The sequence below is a fragment of the Halomicrococcus pelagicus genome (assembly GCF_051917725.1).
Taxonomy (GTDB): Archaea; Halobacteriota; Halobacteria; order Halobacteriales; family Haladaptataceae; genus Halomicrococcus.
In genome coordinates, this window is the sequence record NZ_JBQBLX010000004.1 from 188248 (window position 1) to 212530 (window position 24283).

The window sequence follows — 24283 nt, forward strand, 5'->3', positions numbered from 1 at the left end:
CGCCCGGGTCGGTATCGAATCCTAACCTCGCGAACGGGGAGACGCCGGCCTGGAACGCCGTTCTCGGCAAATCCGAGGGGCGTGGAGCGCTCCCGTCGCCCCTCCCCGCTCTCGGGGTCGCCGACCGCCGGCCGCTCGACGCTCGGGGCGCGACGGAGCCCCGACGTCCCGGACGCCCGACCGTGAAACTATGGGTCTCCCGCGGCTACGACGACCCGGACAGATGTTCGAGACAGTCGTCGTCGGCGGCGGTATCGTGGGGTCGTCGGTCGCGTACCACCTGGCGCGCGACGGCGTCGAGACGCTGCTGGTCGACCGGGCGGACGAGGGCCGTGCGACCGACGCCGGCGCGGGCATCCTCTCCCCGGCGACGAGCAGTCGAACCGGGTCGGACGAGTGGTTCGCGTTCGCGACCGAGGCCGTCGACTACTACCCGGCGCTCGTCGACGCGCTGGCCGACGAACAGGACGGCGACCCCGGCTACGACCGATGTGGCCTGTTGAGCGTCGCCATCGACGACGCCGAGGTCGACGCGTTCGACCACGCAGTGGAGCGAATCGAGACGCGCCAGTCGACGATGAACCGACCGGAACCGGGGTCGTACGCCGAGATATCGCCGGCCGACGCCCGAGCACGATTCCCGCCGCTCGCGGACGTCGAACGCGCGGCCTACTACGAGGACGCCGCCCGCGTCGACGGGAAGAAGCTCGCTGCCGCCCTCCGCCGGGCGGGGACTGCCCACGGGTTGACCGTGGAACGCGCCACCGCCGAACGACTCGGGACCGACGACGGAGCGATAACGGGCGTCGTCGCGGACGGGGCCACGGTCGAAACCGCGAGCGTCGTCGTCGCCGGCGGGGCCTGGTCGCGGGCGTTCGGCGACCAGCTCGGCGTCCGGCTCCCGGTCGAACCACAGCGCGGCCAGATCGCACACCTCGACCTCGACGCGGACGGGGACCACACGTCCGACGCTGGCGAGTGGCCTATCGTGAGCGCGTTCCACGAGCACTACCTCGTGCCGTGGCCCGACGGCCGTGTCGCCGCCGGTGCCACCCGCGAGACGGGGACCGGGTTCGCACCGCACACCACTGCCGGCGGGGTCCGCGAGGTCCTGGACGAGTGTCTCCGCGTCGCGCCCGGACTGTCCGACGCCGCCGTCGAGGAGATCCGCGTCGGGTTGCGTCCCGTCTCCGAGGACCGGCTTCCCATCCTCGGCGGGGTTCCCGGCGTCGAGGGGGCGTACGTCGCGACCGGCCACGGCGCGACCGGCCTGCAACTCGGCCCCTACTCCGGAAAACTGGTCGCACAGGCCGTCGCGGGCGACGCCACCGAACTCCCGTCGCGGTTCGGCGTCGGTCGGTTCGACTGATCCGTCTCGCCCGGACTGCGCTCGCGAGCAGGCAGCGGGAGACCGTGTCGACGCTTCTCGTCGCCCGCAACCCTTGCGCTTTTCCATCTCGCGTGCGCAAACTGTATACAACGAGTTGCACTAATGTCGGTCGAGAGTGAAAACGCCGTTTCGCGGTTCTTCACGAAACTGGGCGACGCGATGAGTCGAGTCGTCAAACGATATCTCCCCGACGCGTTCATCTTCGCGTTGCTGTTGACGCTGGCGACGATGCTGCTCGCCGTCGGGCTGACCCCGAAGGGACCGGCCGACGTCGCGCGCCACTGGTCCGACGGGTTCTGGTTCGTGCTCAAGTTCTCGATGCAGTCCTCGCTGGCTCTGATAACGGGATGGGCGCTCGCCGACTCGCCGCCGGTGAAGCGCGTGCTCGGCCGTATCGCCGACGTCCCCGAGACGCAGTCGCAGGCCATCTTCGCCACTGCGGTCGTGGGGCAGTTGCTCGGCCTCTTCCACTGGGGAGTCGTCCTCATCGGCAGTGCCATCTTCGCCCGGGATCTCGGCATCGAGATGGACAAGAAGGGCGTCGACGTCCACTATCCCCTCCTCGTGGCGGCCGGCTACGCCGGTCTGCTCCCGTGGCACCAGGGTCTCTCCGCGGCCGCACCGTTGCTCGTCGCGACCGAAGGCCACTTCCTCGCGTCCGAGATGGGCGTCGTCCCCGTGTCCCAGACCATCTTCCATCCGGTGAACCTGCTGATCGTCGCCGCCGTCGCCCTGACGACGGTGCTCGTGATGCCGATGATGTCGCCCGACGACCACGAGGACATCATCACCGTCCCGCGGTCGCGCCTCGAAAACGCGGGAACGCCGATGGCCGACGGCGGGTTCGCCGAGCGAACGAACCACGACCGGACGAGCGCGGTGAAAGAGCGTCTCCTCGGAACGCCGCTTCTCGGCGCGGGAACGGGACTGCTCGTCGGCGGCTACCTCGCGTACCTCTTCACGACGAACCCGTTCATGCAGGTGTTCACCCTGAACACGTTCATCGCGGCGCTGTTCGCGCTGGGACTGCTCTTCCACGTGACGCTCCGCAGTTACGTCGACGTGCTCAGGGAGGCCGTCGAGGGCGCGAGCCAGATACTGGTCCAGTTCCAGCTCTACGGCGGCATCATGGGAATCATGGCGTGGTCGGGGCTGGCCGAACTCATCGCCCAGACCTTCGCCCAGTACGCCACCGAAACCACCTGGTACTTCTTCGCGTTCCTCGCCGCCGGCATCGTCAACTTCTTCGTCCCCTCCGGGGGTGGCCAGTGGGTCGTCACCGGACAGGTGATGGTGAACGCCACCCAGCAGATTCCCGGTGCCGAGATGAACCTGCTCGTCGTCGCGTTCGGCATGGGCGACCAGTGGACGAACATGATCCAGCCGTTCTGGGCGATTCCGGTCCTCGGCATCGCCGGCCTCTCCATCCGCGACATGATGGGGTACACGGCCGTCCTGTTCGTGTTCAGCGGTCTCGTACTCTCCGTCGGGACGCTCCTCATGGGGGTGATGCTCTGATGGCGACCGACCACCAGTCGGACGCCGACCGAGAGCCGTCGGGGTTCGTCCCCCACCTGGGCGCGTACTACCCCGAGTCGCTCGCCCTCGCGGTGGTGCTCGGCGTCCTCGCCTTGCTGGCGACGACGCCGCGGCTCGACGCCCTCGTCCAGCTCGAACTGTTCTCGACCGGCTTCACCCGGGTCCTTTCCGTGCAGATGGCGCTCGTCCTCTGGTGGGTGCTCTCCGCGACTGTCGTCGAGTCCCGGCCGGTGGGCGCGGCCTTCGATCGGCTCGCCGCGCGGGTACCGACGAGCCAGCGCGCCATCGTCGCCGGTACCGCGCTACTCGCACTCGTCTTCGGCTGGGTGAACTGGGCGCTCGGGTTCGTCGGCGCCGTCCTGGTCGGCCAGTCGCTCTGCCGGCACGCCGCCGACCGCGGCGTCGACGTCCACTATCCGCTCGTACTCGTCGCCGCGCTCCTCTCGCTGGTCACCGCCACCCTGGGAGTGACCAGCCCGGGCGCGCTCGTGATGGCCGACCCGTCGGGCACGATTAACGTCCTCCTCGACGGTGCCGGAGTCGTGCCGCTCGGTACGGTCGTCTTCCATCCGGCGAACCTGTTCGTCGTCGGCGTGCTCGTCGTGACGCTGCCGCCGGCGCTGGCCGCGCTCGCCCCCGACGAGGACGTCACTCCCGTCGACGAGTCCGACCTCGTCGTCGAGTCGTCCGTCCGCGAGACGCTCGACCACTACGCTCCGGACATCGACGGTGAGCCGGTACCGGCCGACCGTCTCGAGCAGTCGACGTGGCTCACCGCCGTCGTCGGCGCTATCGGCGTCGTGTCCATCGCCTGGCAGTGGGCGCTCGGCGCCCACCGCGCCATGCTCGGCGTCCTCTTCGCGCTGCTGGTGGTCGGCCTGCTCGTCCAGCGTCGGCCGCTCGCGTTCGTCGAGAAGGTGTCGGACTCGACCCGGTGGGTCGAACACCTCCTCGTCCCGTTCCTCCTCTACGGGAGCGTCTACGCGCTCCTCACCGAGAGCGGACTCGCCGGAGCCGTCGGCGACGCGCTCGCGTCGACCGGATTCCCGCGGATAGCGAGCTACGCGGTGGCGCTCGTCCTCGGCGTGTTCGTCCCCGACCCCGGTTCCCTCTGGCTGCTGCTCGGACCGAGCGCCGCGGCGACCGCTGCGAACGTCGACGGCCTCGTGGTCGCGGTGATGGCCGGCGCCGGCGTGTCGAACGTCTGGCTGAGCTTCCTCTTCCTGGGCGTGCTCGGCGTGCGCGGCTTCGACTGGCGGACCTTCCTGCGCTACGCCGTCGGACTCACGGTCTACGTCTCCGCCGTCGTCGCGGCCGCGTTCCTCCTGTTCTAACCCCCCGCCCGCCGGCGGCTCCCGACGCGAGCGTGGAACGCCGAGGTGGCCGGAACCCGAAGACTCTTGACTGACCAGTTAGTCAGTTATGGTAACGAATGGACGCAGAGACGTCTGACGACATCATGGCGGCGACGTACCGTGCCCTCTGCGACCACGGCTTCGCCGACCTGACGATGCAGGACATCGCCGACGAGTCCTCCAGATCGAAGGCCGCTCTCCACTACCACTACGACACGAAAGAGAAGTTGCTGCAGGCGTTCCTCGAACACATCCTCGACGACTTCGAGGACCGACTGGCGAGCGAGACGGCGGACCCCCGCGACCGCCTCCAGACGTTCCTGGAGGCCGTCTTCGGCCCGACGGAGGACGACCGTGGCGACTTCCCCGTCGCCCTCCTCGAGATCAAGGCACAGGCACCCTACCACGACGCCTACCGCGAGCGACTGGCCGCGATGGACGAGCGCATGCGCGAGACCGTCGCGGACGCGGTCCGGGACGGCGTCGCGGCCAGCGACTTCGACGACGCCGACCCCGACGACGTCGCCCGCTTCGTCGTGACCGCTATCAACGGCGCTCACACTCGCGAAGTCGCGCTCGGCGAGGACCCCAGCGAGACGCGGCGGTTGGTCGAGGACTACCTCGACCGGACGCTCGACCCGACGCCGGAGATGGTAGCGTGAGTCTCTTCAAGGGCCAGGAGGAACTCGACCTCACCGAGGGGGGTATCGCCAGGCCCCTGTTCTATCTCTCCCTCCCCATCGTCATCACGAATCTGCTGCAGACGGCCTACAACCTCGCGGACACCTTCTGGCTGGGCCAGTACTCGACCGAGGCGCTGGCGGCCATCTCCTTCGGGTTCCCGATGGTGTTCCTCCTCATATCGCTCGGAATGGGGCTCTCGGTGGCGGGGAGCGTCCTCGTCGCCCAGCACACCGGCGCGGGCGAGACGGAGCAGGCGGAGTACGCCGCCTCCCAGACCGTGACGTTCGCGTTCCTCGGCTCCGTCCTGCTCGGCGCGCTCGGCTACCCGTTCGTCCGACCCTTCCTCGCGTTCCTCGGCGCGTCTCCCGACGTGCTGCCGGGTGCGACGGCCTACATGCAGGTGATAGCGCTGGGACTCCCCTTCATGTTCGGCTTCTTCGTCTTCATCTCCCTCATGCGCGGGGCCGGCGACACCCTCACGCCGATGTTCGTCATGTTCGGGACGGTCGTCGTCAACGTCGTCCTCGACCCCTTCCTCATCAACGGCTGGACCGTCGTCCGGAACGCCCCCGCCGTCGGCACCGTCGCCTTCCCCGAACTCGGCATCGAGGGCGCGGCCATCGCGACGGTCATCTCCCGCGCGCTCGCGATGGTCGTCGGCGTCGCCATCATGCTCTCCGGTCGTCGCGGCATCCAGATTCGTCCCCGTGACATGGTGCCGGACCTCGCCTATCTGCGGAAGATACTCCGCATCGGCGTCCCCGCGAGCGTCGAGGGGACCGGGCGAGCGCTCTCTATCAACCTGCTCATGATAATCGTCGGGCTGTTCCCGACGACCGTCGTCGCCGCGTTCGGCATCGGCACGCGCGTCTTCTCGGTCATCTTCCTGCCGGCCATCGCCGTCGCCCGCGGCGTCGAGACGATGACCGGGCAGAACATCGGCGCGGGCAACTACGACCGCGCCGCCGAGGCGAACTACCTCGCCGCGAAGGCGCTGTTCGTCATCCTCGCGGCCGTCGGCCTCTTCATCTTCCTCTTCCCCTCGCCCATCGTCGGTGTGTTCACCGACGACGCCGACGTGCTCGAGGTGGGGAGCGTCTTCCTCCGGTACGTCGCGCTCTCGTTCGGCTTCATCGGCATCATGCGGGCGTTCACCGGCGGCTTCCGCGGCGCAGGCAAGACGCTCGTCGCGGCGGCCATCTCCATCGTCACGCTCGCCGGCATCCGACTGCCGGTCGCCTGGGTCGCCTCGCAGTATCTCTTCGGCGTGCGCGGTATCTGGATAGCGTTCGCCGTCTCGAACGTCGCCGGTGCCGTCATCGCGTGGCTCTGGTTCGGCCGCGGGACGTGGCGCGACGGCGACGTCCGCGGGACGCCCGGTCCCACCGGTGCGGACGACGTGGACGCCGCGATATCGGACGACTGACGCGAGTCCGGTCGAACGCCGACTCGCTCTCGTCGCCTGCCGAAGCGTTTCGCCGACTCGTTGTGCTTCGAAAGCGGTTGAACCAGCGCGGAAGCGAACCTCCATCAGCGGCCGAACGCCACTGACGGATGTGAACATGTACTTTTCCGTGACCGAGACGTGTCCGTTCTATGGAGTCCCTTCGCTGGGTACAGATGAGCGAGGCAGAACGGGACGCGTTCCTGGGGAACGGTGGGACGGGCGTCATCTCGTTCGCGACGGAGACCGGCGAACCGCCGTTCACGATACCGGTGTCGTACGGCTATCACGAGGGCGTCGGTGACTTCTACTTCCGTCTCTCGTTCCCGCCCGACAGCAACAAGGAGGCCGTCGTCGACCGCCCGATAGCGTTCGTCACGTTCGACGAGACGGACGACGGCTGGCGGAGCATCGTCGCGACCGGCGAACTCGAGGAGGTGACGGACGCACCGTACGAGTCGGTCGCCGTCCAGGGGATGTGGGCCGTCCGGATACCGCTTGTCGACGTGTTCGACCGACCGCCCGAGGAACTCACGTTCCGTAACTTCAGGCTCGACCCGGAGACGTTCACCGGACGGAAGGAAGTGGACGCGTCGTCGGAATAGCCCTCGCGCGGTCGACGGCGACCCGGTGGTCGCGACTGCGACCGGGCGTGGACCATCACACCCTTCTCATAACCCTATATTAATATATTAACAGTTATATATAGGCTGTCATGATTCTCCATCGTCGGCTTGGACGCCCGTAAAGGACCGTTACTCAAGGGTTTGGGTGGCCAATGGCGACCATGGCCGTCGAGACTGCCGACTGGTTCGGAAGCGACGCGGGTCAGTCCTCGTCCAGCGTGACAGACCGGTACCGACTCGCAGCATCGTCCACGATGGATTCGGCACAGAAGCCGAGTCTCTGCGTCGTCGACGTTCTGACTGACGTCGACGAGTCGATGTCCGGCCAGACGACGCTCACGCTCTACGAACACCTCGAGACGGACGCTCTCGACGACATGGTCGAGGCGAGTCCGGAGAAGCGAAGCCACGTCGAAGTCCGGTTCACCGTCGACGAGTACCTCGTCGTCGTCCGAAGCACCGACACCATCCTCGTCTACGAACCCGACTGAACGGTTCTCGGGGCGAGTGGCCAGCGCCTTCATCCGGACGGGCGACAGAGGTATCACCGTGACCTATCGCACTACGGTGGGCTGGTCGCTCATCACATCGGGAATTCTCACGCTCGCACTCACCGTCCTCCCCTACCCGTCGTTCTACTGGGGAATCGGTTTCCTCGCTCTCGCTCTCCTCGTGTTCGTCCCGCGACAGATATTCTAACTCGGTCGGCGCGAGAGTGGCGTCGTCCAGTGACCGTCAGAGGTTCGGTAACGCACTCGCCCGGAGTCGAAACCTTCTCCACCCTCTCGGACAGTTAGAGGAACGATTCCGAGCGATGTTCGAAGCCACCAGCGCCGTCGTCAGCGACGCGCCGTTCGCCCTCGTTCCCCTGCTCGCCGGCGTCGCGGTCCTGCTCCGGAGCCTCCGCCGACGCGGCGTCGCGTACTCCGTCGCGAGGTCCGTCGTCGTGACCCTCGGCGTCCCGCTGGTCGCGCTCGCCGTCCTCTCCCGGGCGACCGGCGACGAGCGCTGGGGGCGACTCGCGTCTGCACTGCTCGACGCGGCAGTTTCGCTCCTCGGACGCGCTCTGGCCGTCCTCGACGACTCGCTCGCGGCAGCGCTCCGCGCGTTCGTCAGCGCCGTCGACTCGCTCGCCGGCCCGGTCGGCCCGCTCGCCGGGCGGGTCGCGTTCGCGGCGGACCTGCCGGAGGCCTCCGTCGTCGCGCGCCTCGCCGGGACCTTCCTCGTGGTGTTCGCCCTCGAAGCGATCGCGAGCGCGGTCCTGGCCTGGCTCGTCGGACGGTCGATACGCGACCGGTCGCTGAACGAGGGGCTGGCCGGCGTCGGTGCCGTTCTGTTCGTCGCCGGACTGTCGTGGACGCTTCTCGGGTCGAACGCTCTCTCGACGAACGTGGCCGCGCTGGCGGCCGCCGCGGGCCTGGTCGCCGGCGTCTCCGTCGCCGTCAGATGCGACGCCCCGGACGCGCTCGACGCCGTGGTTCCGGCCGAAGCGGACGACGACGCCGCGGCATCGGACCGCGAGACGGCCGGTGCACACCCCGAGCGCGCGGGGGACGACCTCCGGTCGAACACCTGACCGTCGCGTCGCCGCATCTCGGGGCGTCCTCCCGCTACTCGAACGCCCAGTATGCTTATCGACGCCCGCGGTGCACGGTGCCCATGGAGGACGTACGGCGAACGACCGGTCTGGGGAAGCGACTCGACGAGGGGGAGACGGTACTCGGCGTTCTCGACGACACGTACGACCCGACGGTCGTCGAACTGCTCGGCGAACTGGGCGTTGACTTCGTCTGGCTCGACTTCGAGCACGGCGGACCGAGCCCGTGGGACGCCGAGCGGATGGGGGAACTACTCAGGGCGGGAGAACTCGCCGGGGTCGAACTGCTGGTTCGGCTGCCGGCGTCCGACCCCGCCCTCGTTCGCAAGGCGCTCGACGCGGGGGTGAGGAACGTCTTCCTCTCGCGCGTCCGCACGGCCGACGAAGTCCGGCGGGCGGTCCGGGCCACGCGCTTCCGGTACGACGGTGAGGACGGACACCGCGGCCTCGCCAACCCCCGGGCGAGCCGGTGGGGGCTCGCGGACGACTACGTGGACCGCGAAGACGAGACGGTGCTCGTCGGGGTGACGGTCGAGAACCAGCAGGCGGTCGACGAACTCGACGACATCCTCGACGTGCCGGACCTGGGGTTCGTCTTCGTCGGACCGCTCGACCTCTCCGTCTCGCTCGGTCACCCCGGCGACGTGGACCATCCGGACGTGCAGGAGGCGGTCGAGACGGTTCGAGCGACCGCCGTCGACCGGGGCGTACCGGTGGGTGGGCTTGGCTTCGGCATGGACGACGTGAACGAGAAAGCGGCGAACGGATACCAGATACTGAACCTCGGCAGCACGACCGGGGTGCTCCGGACCGTCGTGCGAGGGTGGCTCGACGAGTACGACCCGGGGCGAGCGGAATCGGACGGCTGACGTCGTTACTCGACGTCTATCTCGACCACGTCGCGCGACTCGAAGTCGTCGGACCCGCGGCGCTCGGGGGGCTTCGTGAGTTCCTCCATCGCGAGTTCGAAGTTGCGTACGTTGGCCTTCCAGACGGCGTCGAAGAGGTCGCCGACGTAGGGCACCGAGCCCACCGCGACGTCGACGGCGACGTTGGCGAGCATCCGCAGTAGCGTCGTGAACGTGACGCCGAGCCGCGCCGACTCGACGACGATGTACAGCGAGAGCCCCGCGCTTATCACGTCGCCGGCGACCGGGAGCGCGCCGAGAAGCGGGTCGACGCCGACCTTGAACTCCGTGCCCGGAATCCGGACGCTCTCGTCGAGGATCGTCGCGACCGCCCGCATGCGCTCGACCGCGGCCTCGTCGACCGAGTCGGGCAGTTCGCCGTCGAAGTCGTCGAAGGCCGATTCGAGGTCTCTGTTCTCTGTCATGGGTCAGGATTGACGCCGAGACAGGATAAGTCTGATGACCATCCCGGTTCGCCCGTCGAATCGCCGGCCCGTCACGGCCGAACGTCTGCTCTCCCCGGGCTCACCACTCGTCGCCGAGTCGCCTGCGGGCGACGAGATATCCCGCTCTCGTGCGCCACGTCCGTCCGGTCGCGACGTGTTCGACGCGGTATCGACTCCCGCAGGCGCCACAGCGGCGCTCCGACGGCCGGCTGACCGCCTTCGAGGCGCGGTGGCGGTCGGCCGTCCACGCACAGTCCGTGCAGTCGAGTCTGAGACGCGGTTCGGCGAACGTCCGGCAGTGACGCGGCGCGTCCACCGCCGCCGCCTTCCGGCGGAACCTGTCGCCGTGCCCCGAGTCGCCGAAGCGCTGGAACTCCCAGGCGTGGACGAGTTCGTGACGGACGGTTCCGGCGAACTCCGCCCAGCCGAACGCCCGGTAGGCGTCCCAGGTCAGCCGTATCGTCACCCGGCCGGTGTCGGGGTCGTAGACGCAGGCCCCCGCGCGGCGCTTCGCCCGGTCGGATATCTCCCAGTCGACCGCGGCGAGGTCCACGTCGACGTCGACCGTCCGGGCGTAGGCGGCGGCCCGCTCCAGCAACTCGTCGCGCGTGTCGGGGGTGTCCCGCGATTCTGTTCCGCGCCGCTCCCGTCCGTCGTCCGGGCGAGCGTCGTCCGGTTCCGGGTCCGCCGACATCCGTCGGCGATTGTCGGGGCGGGTACAAATAACGCGGGGGACGCGACGAGTCGTCGCCCGAACCGGGCGCAACGACGACCGAACGCTCCGAAATATCTAAGTGTTAGGAAAATCATTAAGGTTAAAGGTGGTCCGATGCCGGGACTCCTCGACGCACTCGCGCCCCTCCACGGGAAGGGCGGTGGTATCGTCCCTCGCGGTACTCGCACGGCGGTCTTTCAACAGATATTCGACGTGTTTCTCGTGCTCGGAACGCTCGTTGGCGTCGTCGTCGTCTCCTACATGCTGTACAACGCCGTCAAGTACCGGGACGGCGAGGGCGAGCGGAGCGACGAGTTCGACCCGCCGAAGCTCGGCGAACTCCCCTCCGGCAGCGGTGGCGGCCGGAAGCTATTCCTCTCGTTCGGCCTGAGCACCGTCATCGTCGTCTCGCTGGTCGCCTGGACGTACGGCACGCTGCTGTACGTCGAGGCCGACTCGCCGGGCGAGGACGAGGCGGCGGTCGAAGTCGAGGTGACCGGGTTCCAGTTCGGCTGGCAGTTCGAGTATCCGAACGGCCACACCGCGTCGAAACTGCGAGTTCCGGCGGACCGGTCGGTCCGGTTGCACGTCACCTCCGACGACGTGTTCCACACGTTCGGGGTCCCCGAGCTACGGGTGAAGACCGACGCCATCCCGGGCCGGTACACGGACACGTGGTTCCACGCGAACGAGACGGGCACCTACGAGGCGCGCTGCTTCGAACTCTGCGGCGCGGGCCACTCCTACATGACCGCCGAGGTGGTCGTGATGTCTCCCGACGAGTACCGCGAGTGGTACGAGAGCACCGGGAACGAGACGACCGACGCCGGTGAGACGAACGCGTCCGCGTCGAACGACGGCGCAGCGAACGCGTCCGCGAACGACACCGCGACGAACGCGCGTTCGCCGGCGGCGCGGACGGCGGCCGTCATCGGCGGGGGAGCAGCATGAGCGAGGACGCACACGGACTTCCGCCGACGAGTTCCGTCCGGCGGTGGCTGGTCACCACGAACCACAAGGACGTCGGCATCCTCTACGTCGTCACCTCGCTGTTCTTCCTCGCGTTCGGCGGCGTGCTCGCGCTGCTCGTGCGCCTGCAGCTCTGGTCGCCGGGGGCGGGCCTGCTCTCGTCGATGTCGTACAACCAGACCGTCTCGGCCCACGGCCTCATCATGGTATTCTGGTTCCTCTCGCCGTTCGCCTTCGGGTTCGCGAACTACGTCGTCCCGCTCCAGATCGGTGCGAAAGACCTCGCCTTCCCGCGACTGAACGCGCTGTCGTACTGGCTGTACCTCGCCTCCGGACTGCTGCTCGGTGCCTCGTTCTTCCAGGGCGGCACCTTCGCCGGCGGATGGACGATGTACGCGCCGCTGAACGTCCCCGTCTACACGCCACAGATCGGCGCGTCGACGGCGGTGCTGGCGCTCGTGCTGTTCGTCGCCTCCGTCACGGTGTCGTCGGTGAACTTCCTGACGACGATGCACCGGATGCGCGCCGAGGGACTCACCCTCCGCCGGCTTCCGCTCTTCTCGTGGACCATCCTGCTCACCGTCTGGATGATGCTCTTCGCGTTCGCGGCGCTTTTGGCCGCGCTCGTCATCCTCTCGTCCGACCGACTGCTCGGGACGACCTACTTCACGGCGAAGGCCGGCGGGTCGCTCCTGTGGGCGCATCTGTTCTGGTTCTTCGGCCACCCCGAGGTGTACATCGTCTTCTTCCCGGCGCTGGGCGTGATGGCCGAGACGTTCCAGACGTTCACCGGACGGCGCATCGTCGGCCGGAAGTGGTTCATCGCCGCGATGGTGCTCGTCGCGCTCCAGAGCTTCACGGTCTGGATGCACCACATGTTCCTCACCGGCATCAACCTCCAGATAAAGACGCTGTTCATGGTGACCACCATCGGCATCTCCCTCCCCTTCGACCTGATGGTGTTCGCGCTCATCTACACCCTCATCAAGGGTCGGGTCCGGTTCACGACGCCGTTCCTGTTCTCGTTCGGCGCGCTGATGCTGTTCATCCTCGGCGGCATCACCGGCGTGTTCCTCGGGGCCGTCGTCCTGGACTACGAGTTCCGGGGAACCTACTGGGTGGTCGCACACTTCCACTACGTGATGGTCGGCGGCGTCACCGCGCTCGTCGGCGGTCTCTACTACTGGTTCCCGAAGATGACCGGGAAGATGTACGACCGCACGCTCGGGAAGGTCCACTTCGCGCTGTACTTCGTCGGCTTCAACCTGCTGTACTTCCCGATGTTCCTCGCGTGGGAGACGCCCCGCCGGGACTTCTTCTACGACCCCGCGTTCGTCACCGAACACCGCCTCGCCACCGTCGGAGCCGCCATCCTCGGCGTCTCCTTCCTCGTCATGTTCTACAACCTCTCGAAGAGCCTCGTCGCGGGCGAGCAGGCGGACGACAACCCCTGGGCGTACTCGACGACGACCGAGTGGGCGCTGCCGTCGCCGCCCCCGCTGGAGAACTTCCCCGACGCCCCCAGTTTCTCCAGCGGGTCGCTGCGGTTCGGCCGCGGCGCGGCGGACGGTGGTGAGCGGAGCGAAGCGACGCGAGCCTCGTCAGACCAACTGTCTGGCGGTGGTGAGCAGGCAGATGGCCTGCGAGCCTCGTCAGACCAACTGTCTGGCGGTGGTGAGCGGAGCGAAGCGACGCGAACTTCGTCGGACCGCAGGTCTGACGGCGGCGTCGTCGCGCACGGCGAGACCGCGGGCGGTGCCGACAACGGCGAGGACCACGCGAGCATCTGGCCGTTCGCCATCTCCGTCGCCGCGTTCTTCACCTTCCTCGGTCTCTCGGGGTTCGAACGGGGGGAACTGGTGCCGGGCGTCGGCGGCCTGCTCGCGCTCTCGTCGCTCGTTCTCGGGGTCGCACTCGGCGGCTACTCGCTCGTCGAGATGGCCCGCGAGCGGTTCGAGGGGCCGACCGGCCCGTTCGGCGAGAGCTGGCCGTTCGACGGCATCGAGAACGGGAAACTCGGCGTGTGGATATTCCTCGCGTCCGACGTGGTGCTGTTCGGTGCCTTCGTCGGCTCCTACGTCTTCATCCGGGTCGCGCACGGCTGGCGGGACTGGCACGCCCTCGTCCCCGAGGCCCACGTCCCGCTCCCCGGGCTGATAAACACCTACCTCCTGCTGACGAGTAGCTTCACCGTCGTGCTGGCGCTGGTCGCCGCCGAGCGGAAGAGCCGGCGGGGGCTCGTCGCCGCGCTGGCGGCCACGTTCGGCCTCGGCGTCGCCTTCCTCGTCAACAAGGCGCTGGAGTGGCAGCACCTCTTCCACGTCCACAGCGAGGCGTTCCCGCACGGCTGGGAACTGGGCACGAACGTCGCCTCCTCGACGTTCTACCTGACGACGGGGCTGCACGGCGCGCACGTGGTCGTCGGCCTGCTGATATCGCTGTACCTCCTCGTTCGCGCGTGGAACGGCGCGTACCTCGACGACGAGCGGCCGGTGGAGTACTTCGGGTTGTACTGGCACTTCGTCGACATCGTCTGGCTGTTCCTCTTCCCCCTCTTCTACATCCTGTAACCATGACCAGCACGAAACTGTACACCGCGATTTACGTGGCGCTGTTCGTGATGGCGACCGCGCAGGTGCTCGTGGAGTCGGCGGGAATCGCGTACTGGACGGCCTTCGCGGCGATACTCGCCCTGTCGTTTGCGAAGGCCGCCGTCGTCGCGGGCTACTACCAGCATCTCCGGTCCGAACCGCGCTCGGTGACGGTCGTGGTGCTCGGCGGCCTGCTCGCCGCGCTCGCGCTGACCGTGGCGGCGTCGTACTCGATACTGTGACCCGGCGGTCGTTCACTCCTCGCCGAACGCCGCCTTCACCGCCTCGCGGTCTATCTTCGACGGCCCGCTCGTCGGCAGTTCGTCGACGAACGCCAGGTGGCGCGGGCGCTTGAACCGCGCCAGTCGGCCGTCGAGGAACGCGGCCAGTTCGTCCAGCGTCAGCGACTCGTCGCCCCGGACGACAGCCTTGCCGACGGTGCCCCACTTCTCGTCGGGGACGCCGACCACGACGACCTCCTCGACCTTCGGGTGGTCGGCGACGGCGTCCTCGACCTCGGCGGGGTAGACGTTCTCGCCGCCGCTGACGAACATGTTCTTCTTGCGCCCCTCGACGTGGTAGTACCCGTCCACGTCGCGGCGCGCGAGGTCGCCGGTCGACACCCACTCCGCGTCGCCCTCGCCGCCGAAGGTCTCCCGCGTCTCCTCGGGATTCCGCCAGTAGCGGTCGGCGGCGTGCGGGGAGGCGAGTTCGAGTTCGCCGATTTCGCCGTCGGGGAGTTCAGTGCCGTCGTCGTCGACGACGCGGGCGTCGACGTGCATCGCGGGGACGCCGACGCTGTCGGCCTTCTCCTCCGGCCACCCGTCGGGCATCGCGAAGTTGTTCGGACCGCACTCGGTGAGGCCGTAGCCCTGCGAGAGGTCGACGCCGCGCGACCGCCACGCCTCCATCACGGACTGCCGGCAGGGGCCGCCGCCGCTCTTGGCGAACCGGAGCGTCGAGAGGTCGGCGTCGTCCCAGTCGTCGTGCCGGCACAGCATCCGCAGGACGGCTGGCACCGCGACGAGCACGGTCGCACCCTCCGCCTCGACGGTCCGGAGCAGGCGACCGGGGTCGGTCTCGCGGGCGACTACGACCGTCGCGCCGAGGTGGAAGAGGGGGACCGTGAGCACGTTCCAGCCGCCGGTGTGGAACATCGGGAACGTCATCGGCGTCACGTCCTCGGGGCGCAGTCCCCACGCCGTGATGGTGTTGAACGAGTTCCAGAGGATCGACCCGTGCGTGAGGACCGTCTCCTTCGGGACGCCCGTCGACCCGCCGGTGTGCAGGAACAGGTGCGGGTCGTCCATCGACGTGGCCGCCGACGCGACCGACGAGTCGTCGTCGGGCAGCGCGTCCGCGTAGGCGCCCCACGTCGCCTCGCCGTCGGTCGCCGCGTCGCTCTCGGTGGTGAGCGCCAGGACGCCGGCGTCGAACGCGCGCTCCTCGCGGTCGAGCACGTCCCGCGCGAGGTCGGCGAACGGCTCCTCGACGACCAGCAGTTCGGGGTCGACGTCGTTCAGCATCTCGACCAGTTCGCCGGCAGCGAGGCGGTGGGAGAGCGGTGCCAGCACGCCGCCGGTCTTCGCGGTGGCGAAGAACAGGTCGACGAGCGCGGGGCGGTTGCGCGAGAGGACGGCGACGCGCTCGCCGTCCGCGACGCCCCGGTCGCGGAGGAGGCGGGCGGCGCGGTTCGCGCGCTCGTCGAGGTCGCGGTAGGTGAACTCCCGGCCCGTCGTCGCGTCGACCAGTCCGACGGTCTCCGGCGACAGCAGCGCCCGCTTCTCGCTCCAGGCGCCCACCCAGTCGTACGGGCGCTGGCTGTGTTCAGGCATCGTCGAGGAAGGCGAGCAGTCGCTCGTTCACCGCGTCGGCCTGCTCGATGAAGAAGAGGTGCGACCCCCCTTCGAACGGTTCGAGTTCGCTCCTCGGCAGGCGCTCGTCCAGCAGTTCGGCGTTCTCGAACGGCAGGACGCGGTCGGCGGTGCCGTGCGCGACGAGGGCGGGCACCTCGATATCTCCGAGGCGGTCGCCGGCGTCGAACGCCGCGACTCCCGCGGCCTGCGCTTCCCGGGCGTCCTCGTCGGCGTCACTCGCCAGCCGCCAGTCGACGATGTCGGCGAGGAGGTCGTCGTTCCGCTCGGCGAACTCGTCGGTCATCGCGGGGGCCATCTTGTACCGGATGGTCTCGCGCTCGTCGTACTCCTCGGGCGCGTCGAACATCCGCTCTCTCGTCTCCGGCGGCGTCGGCACCGCGTCGTCGCCCCCGGGCGAGGTGCAGAACAGCCCCAGGGAGTCGGCGCGGTCGTAGTCGATGGCGTACCGCTGGGCTATCATCCCGCCCATGCTCGCGCCGACGACGTGGGCCGAGTCGACGCCCGCGGCGCCGAGCACGGCGTCGAGGTCGCCGGCCATCTCCGCGATAGTGTACGCGCCATCGAGGGTCCCGGAACTGCGTTCCGAGGCTCGCCGAGCGTCGCTCGGCGGTGCGTCGGAGTCGCCCGTCCCGCGGTTGTCCCAGACCACGACGCGGTACCGTTCGGCGAGGCGGTCGCGCTGCCAGCGCCACATCCAGCGGCCGTACCCCAGTCCCTCCACGAGGACGACGGTCTCGGCCTCGGACGGCCCGTCCGTCTCGTAGTAGAGCGAGACGCCGTCGTTGTCAGCGTATGGCATGACTGTGGCGACGGGCGAGCGCGTATTCAACCCCTTCATTCACATGTTAACCCGCCGATTCATCCCCGCGGACGGCCCAGTACGGGTATGCCAGTTGCATCCGTCGACGACACCGCACGAGCGACGCTCGACGTGACGGCGGCGGCCGTCGACCAGTTCGCGTCCGTGACGGGCGACGAGAACCCGCTGCACACCGACGAGGAGTACGCGAGCGAGGGCGTCTTCGGCGGTCGCGTCGCCCACGGCGCGCTCACGGCCGGCGTCGTCAGCGCCGCGCTGGCCCGCCTCGACGGCGACGTCGTCTATCTCTCACAGGAGAGCACCTTCGAGAATCCGGTCTTCCCCGGCGAGACCGTCACGGCCACCGTCCAGGTCGTCGAGGACCTCGGCGACGACCGCCTCCGGGTCGAAACCCGGGCGGAGACGGACGAACCGGTGCTGTCCGGTTCCGCGGTCGTTCTCTCGCTCGCCCACGAATAGCGGCGGGCCGACGCCCTCTCGGTGTGCGGACCGCGGTTCGACGACTCGTCCGCCGATTGCCAGACGAACGTGCCGCCACGGAAACGCTCATGGTCGCGAATCACTAGGGATGTGGTATGGTATCGTTCGACGACCGACGGGACGACGAACTCGACGACGGGACGCGCGAGAGCGACGCGACGACCGAGGTGTACGAATGCCGGAACTGCGGCACCGTCGCGCCGGAACCGGACACCTGCTGTGACCGCCCGATGGCGACGGTGGCGGCGACGCCGGTGCGCGAACCCGACCTCCAGTCGCTCCTGCGGAACGTGTTCGGCATCTCCGGGACCGGCCTGGACATCTGCGTCCGTCTCATGCGCGACGGCGAGTCGACGGTTCCGGCCGTCGCCGAGGCGCTCGACCTCGACCGCAGCACGGTCGCGCGACAGGTCAACCATCTCGTCGAGGTAGGCGTTCTGGAGAAGCGCCAGCGACTGCTGTCTCAGGGCGGTTACGTCAACGTGTACTCGCCGAAAGACGTCGAGGTTGTCCGTCGCCGCCTCGAACGCGGCCTGGCGGCGTGGACGCGCGAGGCGAAGGAACTCGTCGAGGACGTCAACCGTGCGAAGGTCGAGGCCGCCGCCGAGATGGACCGCGAGGAACCCTCCGGCATCTACTGGGACGCCTGACCGCCGGTTCACGACTCCCTCGTCGGCCGTCGCTCCCCGTCTCGACCGACCGTCCGACCCCAATCGTTCGTCCCCGGGGCCGGCGTCCGCTCAGGCGTCCGACGCCGGCCCTTCGTCCGACCGGCCCCTAGAGACGAGGCCCATCGTCCTGGCCGTGTCCCTCGTCCATGCCGGTACCGCTGCCCATGCCGGTACCGGAGTCGCCGGGGCCCATCATCTCCTCGGCGAAGTCCAAATCGTCCCGAGTGGTGTCGTTCGACGGCCCGTACTCCTTGATACCCATCTCCAGCAGTTCCTCGACGGCCTCCCCTCGGTCGACGAACTGGTCGTCGTCCACGAGTCGGTCTATCTGCATGTCCACGTCCGCCGCGAGCGTGAGTTTTACGCGTCCCATCGACACCCCCTTCCGCGTAGCGGTACCTCAGGGGTACGGTTGCAGGAGCAGGGGATTCAAGTGGGAGGGCTCGATCAAACCCGGAGGACGTGTCAGATTTTGCCCGTTCGGCGACTCCGAGCGTGCCGTCCCGGTGCTGGCGACGAGGCGCACTCCCGTCGGCCGCCGTCTCGGACGGTAACGGTCGAAACGAGGTCGGCCTGGTCGGACGTTGTCGTCGTCCCCTTCACACGAAGATTCAAGTTACGTGACGTGTTGGTTCCGAGTGAGATGCCCTCGCTCGTGGTTCTCGCGCTTTCGACCGCCGTCCTCCTCGTCGGTGGCTGGGCCGTCCGCTCGTGGCGCGTCCCCGGCGACGACGCCACCGTCGCCACCGAGCGAATCGGGGGTCACACGCTCCCGCTCGAACTGGCGGAACCGCCCGCCGTCGCGGTCGTCAGGGGGACCGACGACGGCCTCGTCCCCGTCGTGACCGTCCTGCTCGACGTCGAAGGCGACCCGGCGCGCCGCCTCGTCTGGAGCACCGTCGACAGCGTGCTCGACGCCATCCACCCGGTCTTCGCCGACCGACGCGTCGCCCGGTACGAGTTCCAGTTCGCCTACGCCGCCCCGGGACGTCGCCGGGTCCGGTATCGCCGCGTCGGCGTCCCGCCGTCCCTCGCGGAGCGACACCTCGACGACCGCGACTGGCGTCGGCTCCGGAGCGCCGTCTCGAACGCCGACGACGCGACCTTCTGGACGGCGCTCGACGTCGGCGGCGGCCGGAGCGTGGCCGACCGTCACGACGCGCCCGTCGTCGCGGCCGCCGCCGAGTGCGAGGTGGGCGTGTTCGCGGACTGCTCCGCCGACCCCCTCGGCGACCCGACGGTCGCCGAAGCGGAGACGAGCGGTGCGCTCTGAGTCCCCGAACTTTAGGTTCCGGGCGCGTGACGGACCGAACATGCCGCCACGCGAACACGTGGAGTTTCTCGCCGGGTCACCGAATCGGGTCGCCCTGTTGCGGCTTCTCCGCGACGACCCCCGACGGCCCTCGTCGCTGACCGACGAGGGCCCGTTCTCTCGCTCGACCGTTCACCGGAACCTCGACGGGTTCGTCGGACGCGACTGGGTTCGCAAGGACGGCCCGCGCTACGTCCTGACCACGGTCGGCCGGCGCGTGCTCGACAAGTACGAGTCGCTGTTGGACACCGTCGACGTGGTCCACGGACATCGACCGCTGTTCACCCATCTCGGCGAGGCGGCCACGGACCTTCCCGTCGCCGCCGTCGACGATGCGACCGTCGTCACCGCCTCCGCCGGCAACCCGCACGCGCCGCTGAGCCACTACGCCGACGCGCTGGCCGAAATCGACAGCGAGCGGTTCCTCGGCATCTCGCCCATCGTGAGCGGGGTGTTCAACGAGGCGAGTCGGCGGTTCGTGGCGTCGGGAACGGAGATGGAACTGGTCGTCGACGCGGCGACGCTGGAGACCGCTCGCTCGGAGTGTCCGGACGCCCTCGCCCGCGCGCGGCGCGCGGAGAACTTCTCCCTCTTCGTCGCCGACGCCGTCTCGGTCGGCCTCGCCCTCTTCGACCGGCGAGTGTTCGTCGGCGCGTACGACGACGGCGGTCTGCGGGCGCTGCTCGACGGGGAGAACCGGCCGCTCCGGGAGTGGGCGAGAGACCACTACGAGTCCGTTCGGGCGGACGCCGAACCGGTCGACGGCGAAGCCTGACCCGCGTCGCGGGAGACGTTGCACGGCGTGACACGTCGCTCGCGGGGTGACACGCCATCCGCCGGTTACGTATAAGCCTCCGACCTCCGTCGAACCAGGTGGCGGCACTCCGAAACGCCTCTGGCGCCATCACCCGAGGTCTATCCGACGCTGGAAGACGGTCCTGCTCGCCTCGCGGGACCGTCTTCGGCGTCTCGGAACCGCCCTGCGTTCGGCTCTCCGCTGTCGAGTTCACCCGTTACCGAGAACGGTCTCGGGGCGGTCACACGCTTTTGTCCTCCCGCGACGTAGTGGGGCACATGCCGGTCAGCCCCGACTACGTCAAGAAACTCGGCAACCTGCTGCTGGAACGCTACCCGGAAGCGTTTACCGAGGACTTCACGCAGAACAAAGAGAGCGTCGAGAAACTGACTAACGTCGACTCGAAGAACGTTCGCAACCGCATCGCGGGCTACGTCTCGCGGAAGAAAGGCCAAGGGGAGAACTCGCCGAATCAGTAGAGCTCGCCGCCGAGCGGGACTTCCTCGTCGGGGACGACGAGCACGGGATGGTCGTTTTCGTCCGGTACGCCGACGGTGAGCGCTTCGCTCTCGAACCCCGCTATCGGGACGGTGCCGAGGTCGGTGACACAGAGCACCTGCCGGCCGACGAGTTCGTCGGGGTCGTGCCGGTATCCGAGCTGGGCGGCCGACTGGAGTTCCTCGTCGCCCACGTCGAGCCAGAGCTTGACCAGTTCGGGCTTGTTCGCTTCCGGAAACGGTTCGGCGCGCAGGACTTCCGCGACGCGGACGGTCACGTCGAATGGACTCGTCATGTCTGCCCGGATGGACGCCGGGGACAAAAAGTCGCCCCCGCCGCCCGTGCAAGGAGTACTTATAAACTCCTCTGTCGCGTCGGTGCCGACATGGCAGAGCAACGCGTGGGTACGGAAGAGTCCGGCCTGCCGCCCGAGGTGGTGCGCGCGCTCGGCGTACTCAAGGCCGGCATCGTCAGTACCGTCGTGATGATGGTCGTCTTCGTCATCGCGTCGGCCCAGACGCGCTTCAATCTCGGCGTCCCCGCCGCCATCGCGGAGTTCGTCGGGATGCCGAACCAAATCACCCTGGGACTGGTCGTCTTCGTCACGGCCGGGGTAGTGCTCTGGCCGCTGCTGTTCGCCGCCGTCCAGTCGTCGATTCCGGTGGAGGACGTCGCGGTGCGGGGCGTCCTCTTCGCGCTCGTCCTCTGGGTGAGCTTCCTCCTGCTCGGCGCCAGCGGCCTCCACCTCTCGGGCGCGTTCGTCGTCCTCTACATCGTCTTCACGCTGATAGCGCACATCGCCTACGGCTACTCGCTGGGCGTCTTCTACGAACGGTTCGTGGGGTGACGCCGCCGTCTCCCCGTCGGCGTCCGCTCTCCTCCGGTCGAGTCGGTGGACGGTCGCGGTCCGAACCGACGGGCGTCACGCCCGCTCCCGCCGGCCTCCTTCCGTCCGCGGCGCGTCCGTTCGCCGGCCTCTCGCCGTTCCTCAGGGCGCGAGAACCGTTCGCCGAGCGACGAGGTCGCCGACGCGGGCGTCTAGCGGCGATTCGACGAAACGGTCGAGGTCGCACTCACCGCAGCCGGTCCTCGAACTGCTCCCACTCGCGGGAGAAGAAGCCGTCCTCCTTGAGGTTCCAGACGTCGGCGTCGGTGACGCGGGGGCCCTTGCGAGCGGACTGGAGCATGTTCCAGACGAACACGGCCTGGCCGAGCGCGATGACGATCGCGCCGCCGGTCGCGAGCTGCTGGAGCAGTTCGAACTGCTCCGGGTACGAGGCGACTCGCCGGGGCAGCCCGAGCATGCCGATGACCAGCAGTATCATGAACGTGAACGCGACGCCGACGAAGCTGAGCCAGAAGTGGACCTTCGCGAGACGCTTGTCGAACATCCGCCCCGTCAGGATGGGGAACCAGTAGTAGACGCCCGCGAACACCCCGAACGGGATGAGTCCCATGATGATGAGGTGGAAGTGCCCGACGACGTAGTAGGTGTCGTGAACGATGAGGTCGATGGGAATCGAGGCGAGGAAGATACCGGTCACGCCGCCGGGGATGAACGTGGCGATGGCGCCGACGCAGAACAGCATCGGGGGCTCCAGGCGCACCCGTCCGTTCCACATCGTCGATATCCAGTTGAACACCTTGACCGCGCTCGGCACGGCGATGGCGATGGAGACGGCCATGAAACTCGCCCGAATCCGGGGGTCGATGCCGGTGGCGAACATGTGGTGGGCCCAGACGCCGAACGAAAGGACGCCGATGGCCAGCGTGGAGTAGACGACGAACTTGAACCCGAACAGCTTCCGGCCGGAGAACCGCGGCAGGATGAGACTGACCAGTCCCATCGGCGGTAGCACGAGGATGTACACCTCGGGGTGGCCGAAGAACCAGAACAGGTGCTGCCAGAGGATGGGACCGCCGCCTTCTGTCGCGAAGAACGTCGTCCCGAACACGCGGTCGAGCAGCAGCATGACGAGCGCGCTGCCCAGCAGCGGGAACGCGAACAGGATGAGCCCGGCCTGCGTGAGCAGCGTCCACGAGAAGATGTCGAGGTCGGGCCAGCCGACGTCGTCGCCCCGTCCCGTGAAGATGGTCGCGATGATGTTCACCGCGCCGATGGTCGTGCTGACGCCGGAGAGATGCAGACCGAGCAGGACGATGCTGATCATGGGGTTCGACATCTCCCCCGACATCGGCGTGTAGAACGTCCACCCGGTCGCGGGCGGCGCGAGCGTGAACAGCGGTTCCGCGAGCGAGGCCCCGGCGACCGCCTCGACGACGTGGCCGACCACGTCGGTCAGCAGACCGCCGCGAACGAGCAGGAGCGAGGGCGGCAACAGCCAGAATCCGATGGCGTTCAGTCGCGGGAACGCCATGTCGTCCGCGTCGACCAGCATCGGGAGGAAGTAGTTGGTGAACCCGAAGAGAACGGGCGTGGCGAAGAAAAAGAGCATCGTCACGCCGTGCATCGTGAAGAGCGCGTTGTACGTCTCGGCGTTCCAGACGCTCACGTCCGACGTGACGAGCTCCGTCCGCATCATCATCGCGTCGGTGCCGCCCCAGAGGAAGGCGACGGTCCCGAGCAGGAGGTACAGCTTTCCGATGTCACGGTGGTCGACGGTGGTCAGCCAGCGAACGAGACCCGTCGGCTTCCCGTAGCTCACATCCTGGTCGGTGACGTAACCGCCGTCGGACTGGTACTCCGACGAGGACTGGGAGTCGTCGGCTCCTTCGCTCTCGCCGGACCGAGAGTCCGACGAGGATGGTGAGTCGTCGACTCGTTCACCGCCGTCGGTGCGACGGTCCGGGGAGGTCCGCGAGTCGTCCACCCGCTCACCACCGTCGGACGGCGTCCCGACGTCCGAACGCGGTCGGGCGTCGAGCGGGCGTTTCAGTAGCGCTACACCGCCGAGCAGGAGGACTCCGAGAGCGGTTCCGATGAGAGCTTGGTGCAGGATGTCCATGGATGCGTGGAGAGCGTCGTTCGGAGCGCGGTTCGGTCGGTCGTCGACGTGCAGTAATCGTCGTCGCCAGCGGGCGGCCGTTGGCCCGGAGTAGGTGTGCCCCCCTCTTAATCGCCGGGGCCGTTCCCAGCGTCTGAAAACGTGGGTTGCATCATCAATCGGGAGGTTCAACGGGGTCGCCGCACCGGGGGCGATTCAGTCCGGGAGCGGGACGCCGACGACGGGGCGATTCGTCTGCATGAGCACCGACTGGGTGATGCTACCGAACACGACCTTCTGGGCCGGGCTTCGCTTCTGGCTCAGGCCGATGACGAGTTCGTCGACGCCGTGCTCGTCGCCGAGCGTCAGCAGGTCGTGGGCCGGGTCCGACGCGCTGGTGTTCTGGTACGTCTCGACGGCGACGCGGTCGCCGAGTCGCTCTTCGAACACCGTCAGCGCCTCCCGGCCGTCTTCGACGAGTTCCTCGTCGTTGCCGCCCGGTAGCGAGTTGAGGACGTGAACGGCGTCGTCGGACGAGAGCCGGGTTTCGAGGTAGTCACAGAGCCGTTCGCTCGTCTCCGGGGCGTCGGTGCCCGCGAGTAGGGTCGACATGGGTGAGT

The 24283-nt window shown here is 68.4% G+C and carries 27 protein-coding genes; 19 read left to right on the top strand and 8 right to left on the bottom strand.

Annotated features, from left to right (window positions below; translation table 11 throughout):
- Positions 1–223: 223 nt before the first annotated feature.
- From ACTF4R_RS12530 to ACTF4R_RS12575, 10 genes are all read left to right on the top strand, one after another.
- On the top strand, positions 224–1369 hold the full coding sequence (locus tag ACTF4R_RS12530; RefSeq protein WP_440008228.1) for an NAD(P)/FAD-dependent oxidoreductase: 1146 nt from the start codon (positions 224–226) through the stop codon (positions 1367–1369).
- A gap of 123 nt (positions 1370–1492) precedes the next feature.
- A complete protein-coding gene (locus tag ACTF4R_RS12535; RefSeq protein ID WP_440008229.1) occupies positions 1493–2908 on the top strand; it encodes a short-chain fatty acid transporter in 1416 nt (471 codons plus the stop codon).
- Positions 2908–4263, top strand: a complete 1356-nt coding sequence (locus tag ACTF4R_RS12540; protein WP_440008230.1) for a TIGR00366 family protein — start codon at positions 2908–2910, stop codon at positions 4261–4263. Before ACTF4R_RS12535 ends, ACTF4R_RS12540 begins: the two co-directional genes overlap by 1 nt.
- A gap of 98 nt (positions 4264–4361) precedes the next feature.
- Positions 4362–4946: a TetR/AcrR family transcriptional regulator gene (locus ACTF4R_RS12545; protein WP_440008231.1), complete on the top strand. Its 585-nt coding sequence runs from the start codon at positions 4362–4364 to the stop codon at positions 4944–4946.
- On the top strand, positions 4943–6394 hold the full coding sequence (locus ACTF4R_RS12550) for an MATE family efflux transporter (protein WP_440008232.1): 1452 nt from the start codon (positions 4943–4945) through the stop codon (positions 6392–6394). The genes ACTF4R_RS12545 and ACTF4R_RS12550 overlap by 4 nt, the downstream gene beginning before the upstream one ends.
- A gap of 170 nt (positions 6395–6564) precedes the next feature.
- The gene (locus tag ACTF4R_RS12555) at positions 6565–7017 is read left to right on the top strand and encodes a pyridoxamine 5'-phosphate oxidase family protein (protein WP_440008233.1); all 453 of its coding nucleotides are present in this window, start codon (positions 6565–6567) and stop codon (positions 7015–7017) included.
- A gap of 182 nt (positions 7018–7199) precedes the next feature.
- Entirely contained in the window at positions 7200–7529 is a 330-nt protein-coding gene (locus ACTF4R_RS12560; RefSeq protein ID WP_440008234.1) for a HalOD1 output domain-containing protein, read from the top strand.
- A 58-nt stretch (positions 7530–7587) separates the two neighbouring features.
- Entirely contained in the window at positions 7588–7737 is a 150-nt protein-coding gene (locus tag ACTF4R_RS12565; protein WP_440008235.1) for a hypothetical protein, read from the top strand.
- 115 nt (positions 7738–7852) lie between these two features.
- Complete coding sequence (locus tag ACTF4R_RS12570; RefSeq protein WP_440008236.1) at positions 7853–8614, top strand: hypothetical protein; 762 nt, start codon at positions 7853–7855, stop codon at positions 8612–8614.
- 83 nt (positions 8615–8697) lie between these two features.
- Positions 8698–9504: an HpcH/HpaI aldolase family protein gene (locus ACTF4R_RS12575; protein ID WP_440008237.1), complete on the top strand. Its 807-nt coding sequence runs from the start codon at positions 8698–8700 to the stop codon at positions 9502–9504.
- Between the two features lie 5 nt (positions 9505–9509).
- On the opposite strand, the gene ACTF4R_RS12580 is transcribed toward ACTF4R_RS12575, so the two are convergent.
- Both ACTF4R_RS12580 and ACTF4R_RS12585 read right to left on the bottom strand, forming a co-directional pair.
- Entirely contained in the window at positions 9510–9968 is a 459-nt protein-coding gene (locus tag ACTF4R_RS12580; RefSeq protein ID WP_440008238.1) for a DUF4112 domain-containing protein, read from the bottom strand.
- Positions 9969–10068: 100 nt separating this feature from the next.
- On the bottom strand, positions 10069–10683 hold the full coding sequence (locus ACTF4R_RS12585; protein WP_440008239.1) for a SprT-like domain-containing protein: 615 nt from the start codon (positions 10681–10683) through the stop codon (positions 10069–10071).
- Between the two features lie 135 nt (positions 10684–10818).
- Between ACTF4R_RS12585 and coxB the strand changes: the two genes are divergently transcribed.
- The 3 genes from coxB to ACTF4R_RS12600 are packed head-to-tail and all read left to right on the top strand — an operon-like array spanning position 10819 to position 14506.
- Entirely contained in the window at positions 10819–11655 is an 837-nt protein-coding gene (gene coxB / locus ACTF4R_RS12590) for a cytochrome c oxidase subunit II (protein WP_440008240.1), read from the top strand.
- Entirely contained in the window at positions 11652–14243 is a 2592-nt protein-coding gene (locus ACTF4R_RS12595; protein WP_440008241.1) for a cbb3-type cytochrome c oxidase subunit I, read from the top strand. Before coxB ends, ACTF4R_RS12595 begins: the two co-directional genes overlap by 4 nt.
- A gap of 2 nt (positions 14244–14245) precedes the next feature.
- The gene (locus ACTF4R_RS12600) at positions 14246–14506 is read left to right on the top strand and encodes a cytochrome C oxidase subunit IV family protein (protein WP_113276390.1); all 261 of its coding nucleotides are present in this window, start codon (positions 14246–14248) and stop codon (positions 14504–14506) included.
- A gap of 12 nt (positions 14507–14518) precedes the next feature.
- On the opposite strand, the gene ACTF4R_RS12605 is transcribed toward ACTF4R_RS12600, so the two are convergent.
- Entirely contained in the window at positions 14519–16099 is a 1581-nt protein-coding gene (locus tag ACTF4R_RS12605) for an AMP-binding protein (RefSeq protein ID WP_440008242.1), read from the bottom strand.
- Positions 16092–16940, bottom strand: a complete 849-nt coding sequence (locus tag ACTF4R_RS12610) for an alpha/beta fold hydrolase (protein ID WP_440008243.1) — start codon at positions 16938–16940, stop codon at positions 16092–16094. Before ACTF4R_RS12610 ends, ACTF4R_RS12605 begins: the two co-directional genes overlap by 8 nt.
- Before the next feature lie 87 nt (positions 16941–17027).
- Between ACTF4R_RS12610 and ACTF4R_RS12615 the strand changes: the two genes are divergently transcribed.
- A complete protein-coding gene (locus ACTF4R_RS12615) occupies positions 17028–17420 on the top strand; it encodes a MaoC family dehydratase (protein ID WP_440008244.1) in 393 nt (130 codons plus the stop codon).
- 116 nt (positions 17421–17536) lie between these two features.
- Positions 17537–18091 carry a helix-turn-helix domain-containing protein gene (locus tag ACTF4R_RS12620; protein WP_440008245.1) on the top strand — a complete coding sequence of 185 codons (555 nt, stop codon included), beginning with the start codon at positions 17537–17539 and terminating at the stop codon, positions 18089–18091.
- A 127-nt stretch (positions 18092–18218) separates the two neighbouring features.
- On the opposite strand, the gene ACTF4R_RS12625 is transcribed toward ACTF4R_RS12620, so the two are convergent.
- Entirely contained in the window at positions 18219–18485 is a 267-nt protein-coding gene (locus ACTF4R_RS12625; protein WP_440008246.1) for a DUF7120 family protein, read from the bottom strand.
- A gap of 270 nt (positions 18486–18755) precedes the next feature.
- On the opposite strand from ACTF4R_RS12625, the gene ACTF4R_RS12630 reads away from it, so the two are divergent.
- From ACTF4R_RS12630 to ACTF4R_RS12640, 3 genes are all read left to right on the top strand, one after another.
- Positions 18756–19385 carry a hypothetical protein gene (locus ACTF4R_RS12630; protein WP_440008247.1) on the top strand — a complete coding sequence of 210 codons (630 nt, stop codon included), beginning with the start codon at positions 18756–18758 and terminating at the stop codon, positions 19383–19385.
- Between the two features lie 40 nt (positions 19386–19425).
- Complete coding sequence (locus tag ACTF4R_RS12635; protein ID WP_440008248.1) at positions 19426–20199, top strand: helix-turn-helix transcriptional regulator; 774 nt, start codon at positions 19426–19428, stop codon at positions 20197–20199.
- Positions 20200–20498: 299 nt separating this feature from the next.
- On the top strand, positions 20499–20699 hold the full coding sequence (locus ACTF4R_RS12640) for a 30S ribosomal protein S17e (RefSeq protein WP_440008249.1): 201 nt from the start codon (positions 20499–20501) through the stop codon (positions 20697–20699).
- On the opposite strand, the gene ACTF4R_RS12645 is transcribed toward ACTF4R_RS12640, so the two are convergent.
- Complete coding sequence (locus ACTF4R_RS12645) at positions 20693–21013, bottom strand: tRNA-binding protein (protein ID WP_440008250.1); 321 nt, start codon at positions 21011–21013, stop codon at positions 20693–20695. The genes ACTF4R_RS12640 and ACTF4R_RS12645 overlap by 7 nt on opposite strands.
- Positions 21014–21103: 90 nt before the next feature.
- On the opposite strand from ACTF4R_RS12645, the gene ACTF4R_RS12650 reads away from it, so the two are divergent.
- A complete protein-coding gene (locus tag ACTF4R_RS12650; RefSeq protein ID WP_440008251.1) occupies positions 21104–21565 on the top strand; it encodes a DUF6789 family protein in 462 nt (153 codons plus the stop codon).
- A 226-nt stretch (positions 21566–21791) separates the two neighbouring features.
- On the opposite strand, the gene ACTF4R_RS12655 is transcribed toward ACTF4R_RS12650, so the two are convergent.
- Positions 21792–23684 carry a cbb3-type cytochrome c oxidase subunit I gene (locus ACTF4R_RS12655; RefSeq protein ID WP_440008252.1) on the bottom strand — a complete coding sequence of 631 codons (1893 nt, stop codon included), beginning with the start codon at positions 23682–23684 and terminating at the stop codon, positions 21792–21794.
- A 195-nt stretch (positions 23685–23879) separates the two neighbouring features.
- Positions 23880–24275, bottom strand: a complete 396-nt coding sequence (locus tag ACTF4R_RS12660) for a universal stress protein (protein ID WP_113276379.1) — start codon at positions 24273–24275, stop codon at positions 23880–23882.
- Positions 24276–24283 lie beyond the last annotated feature (8 nt).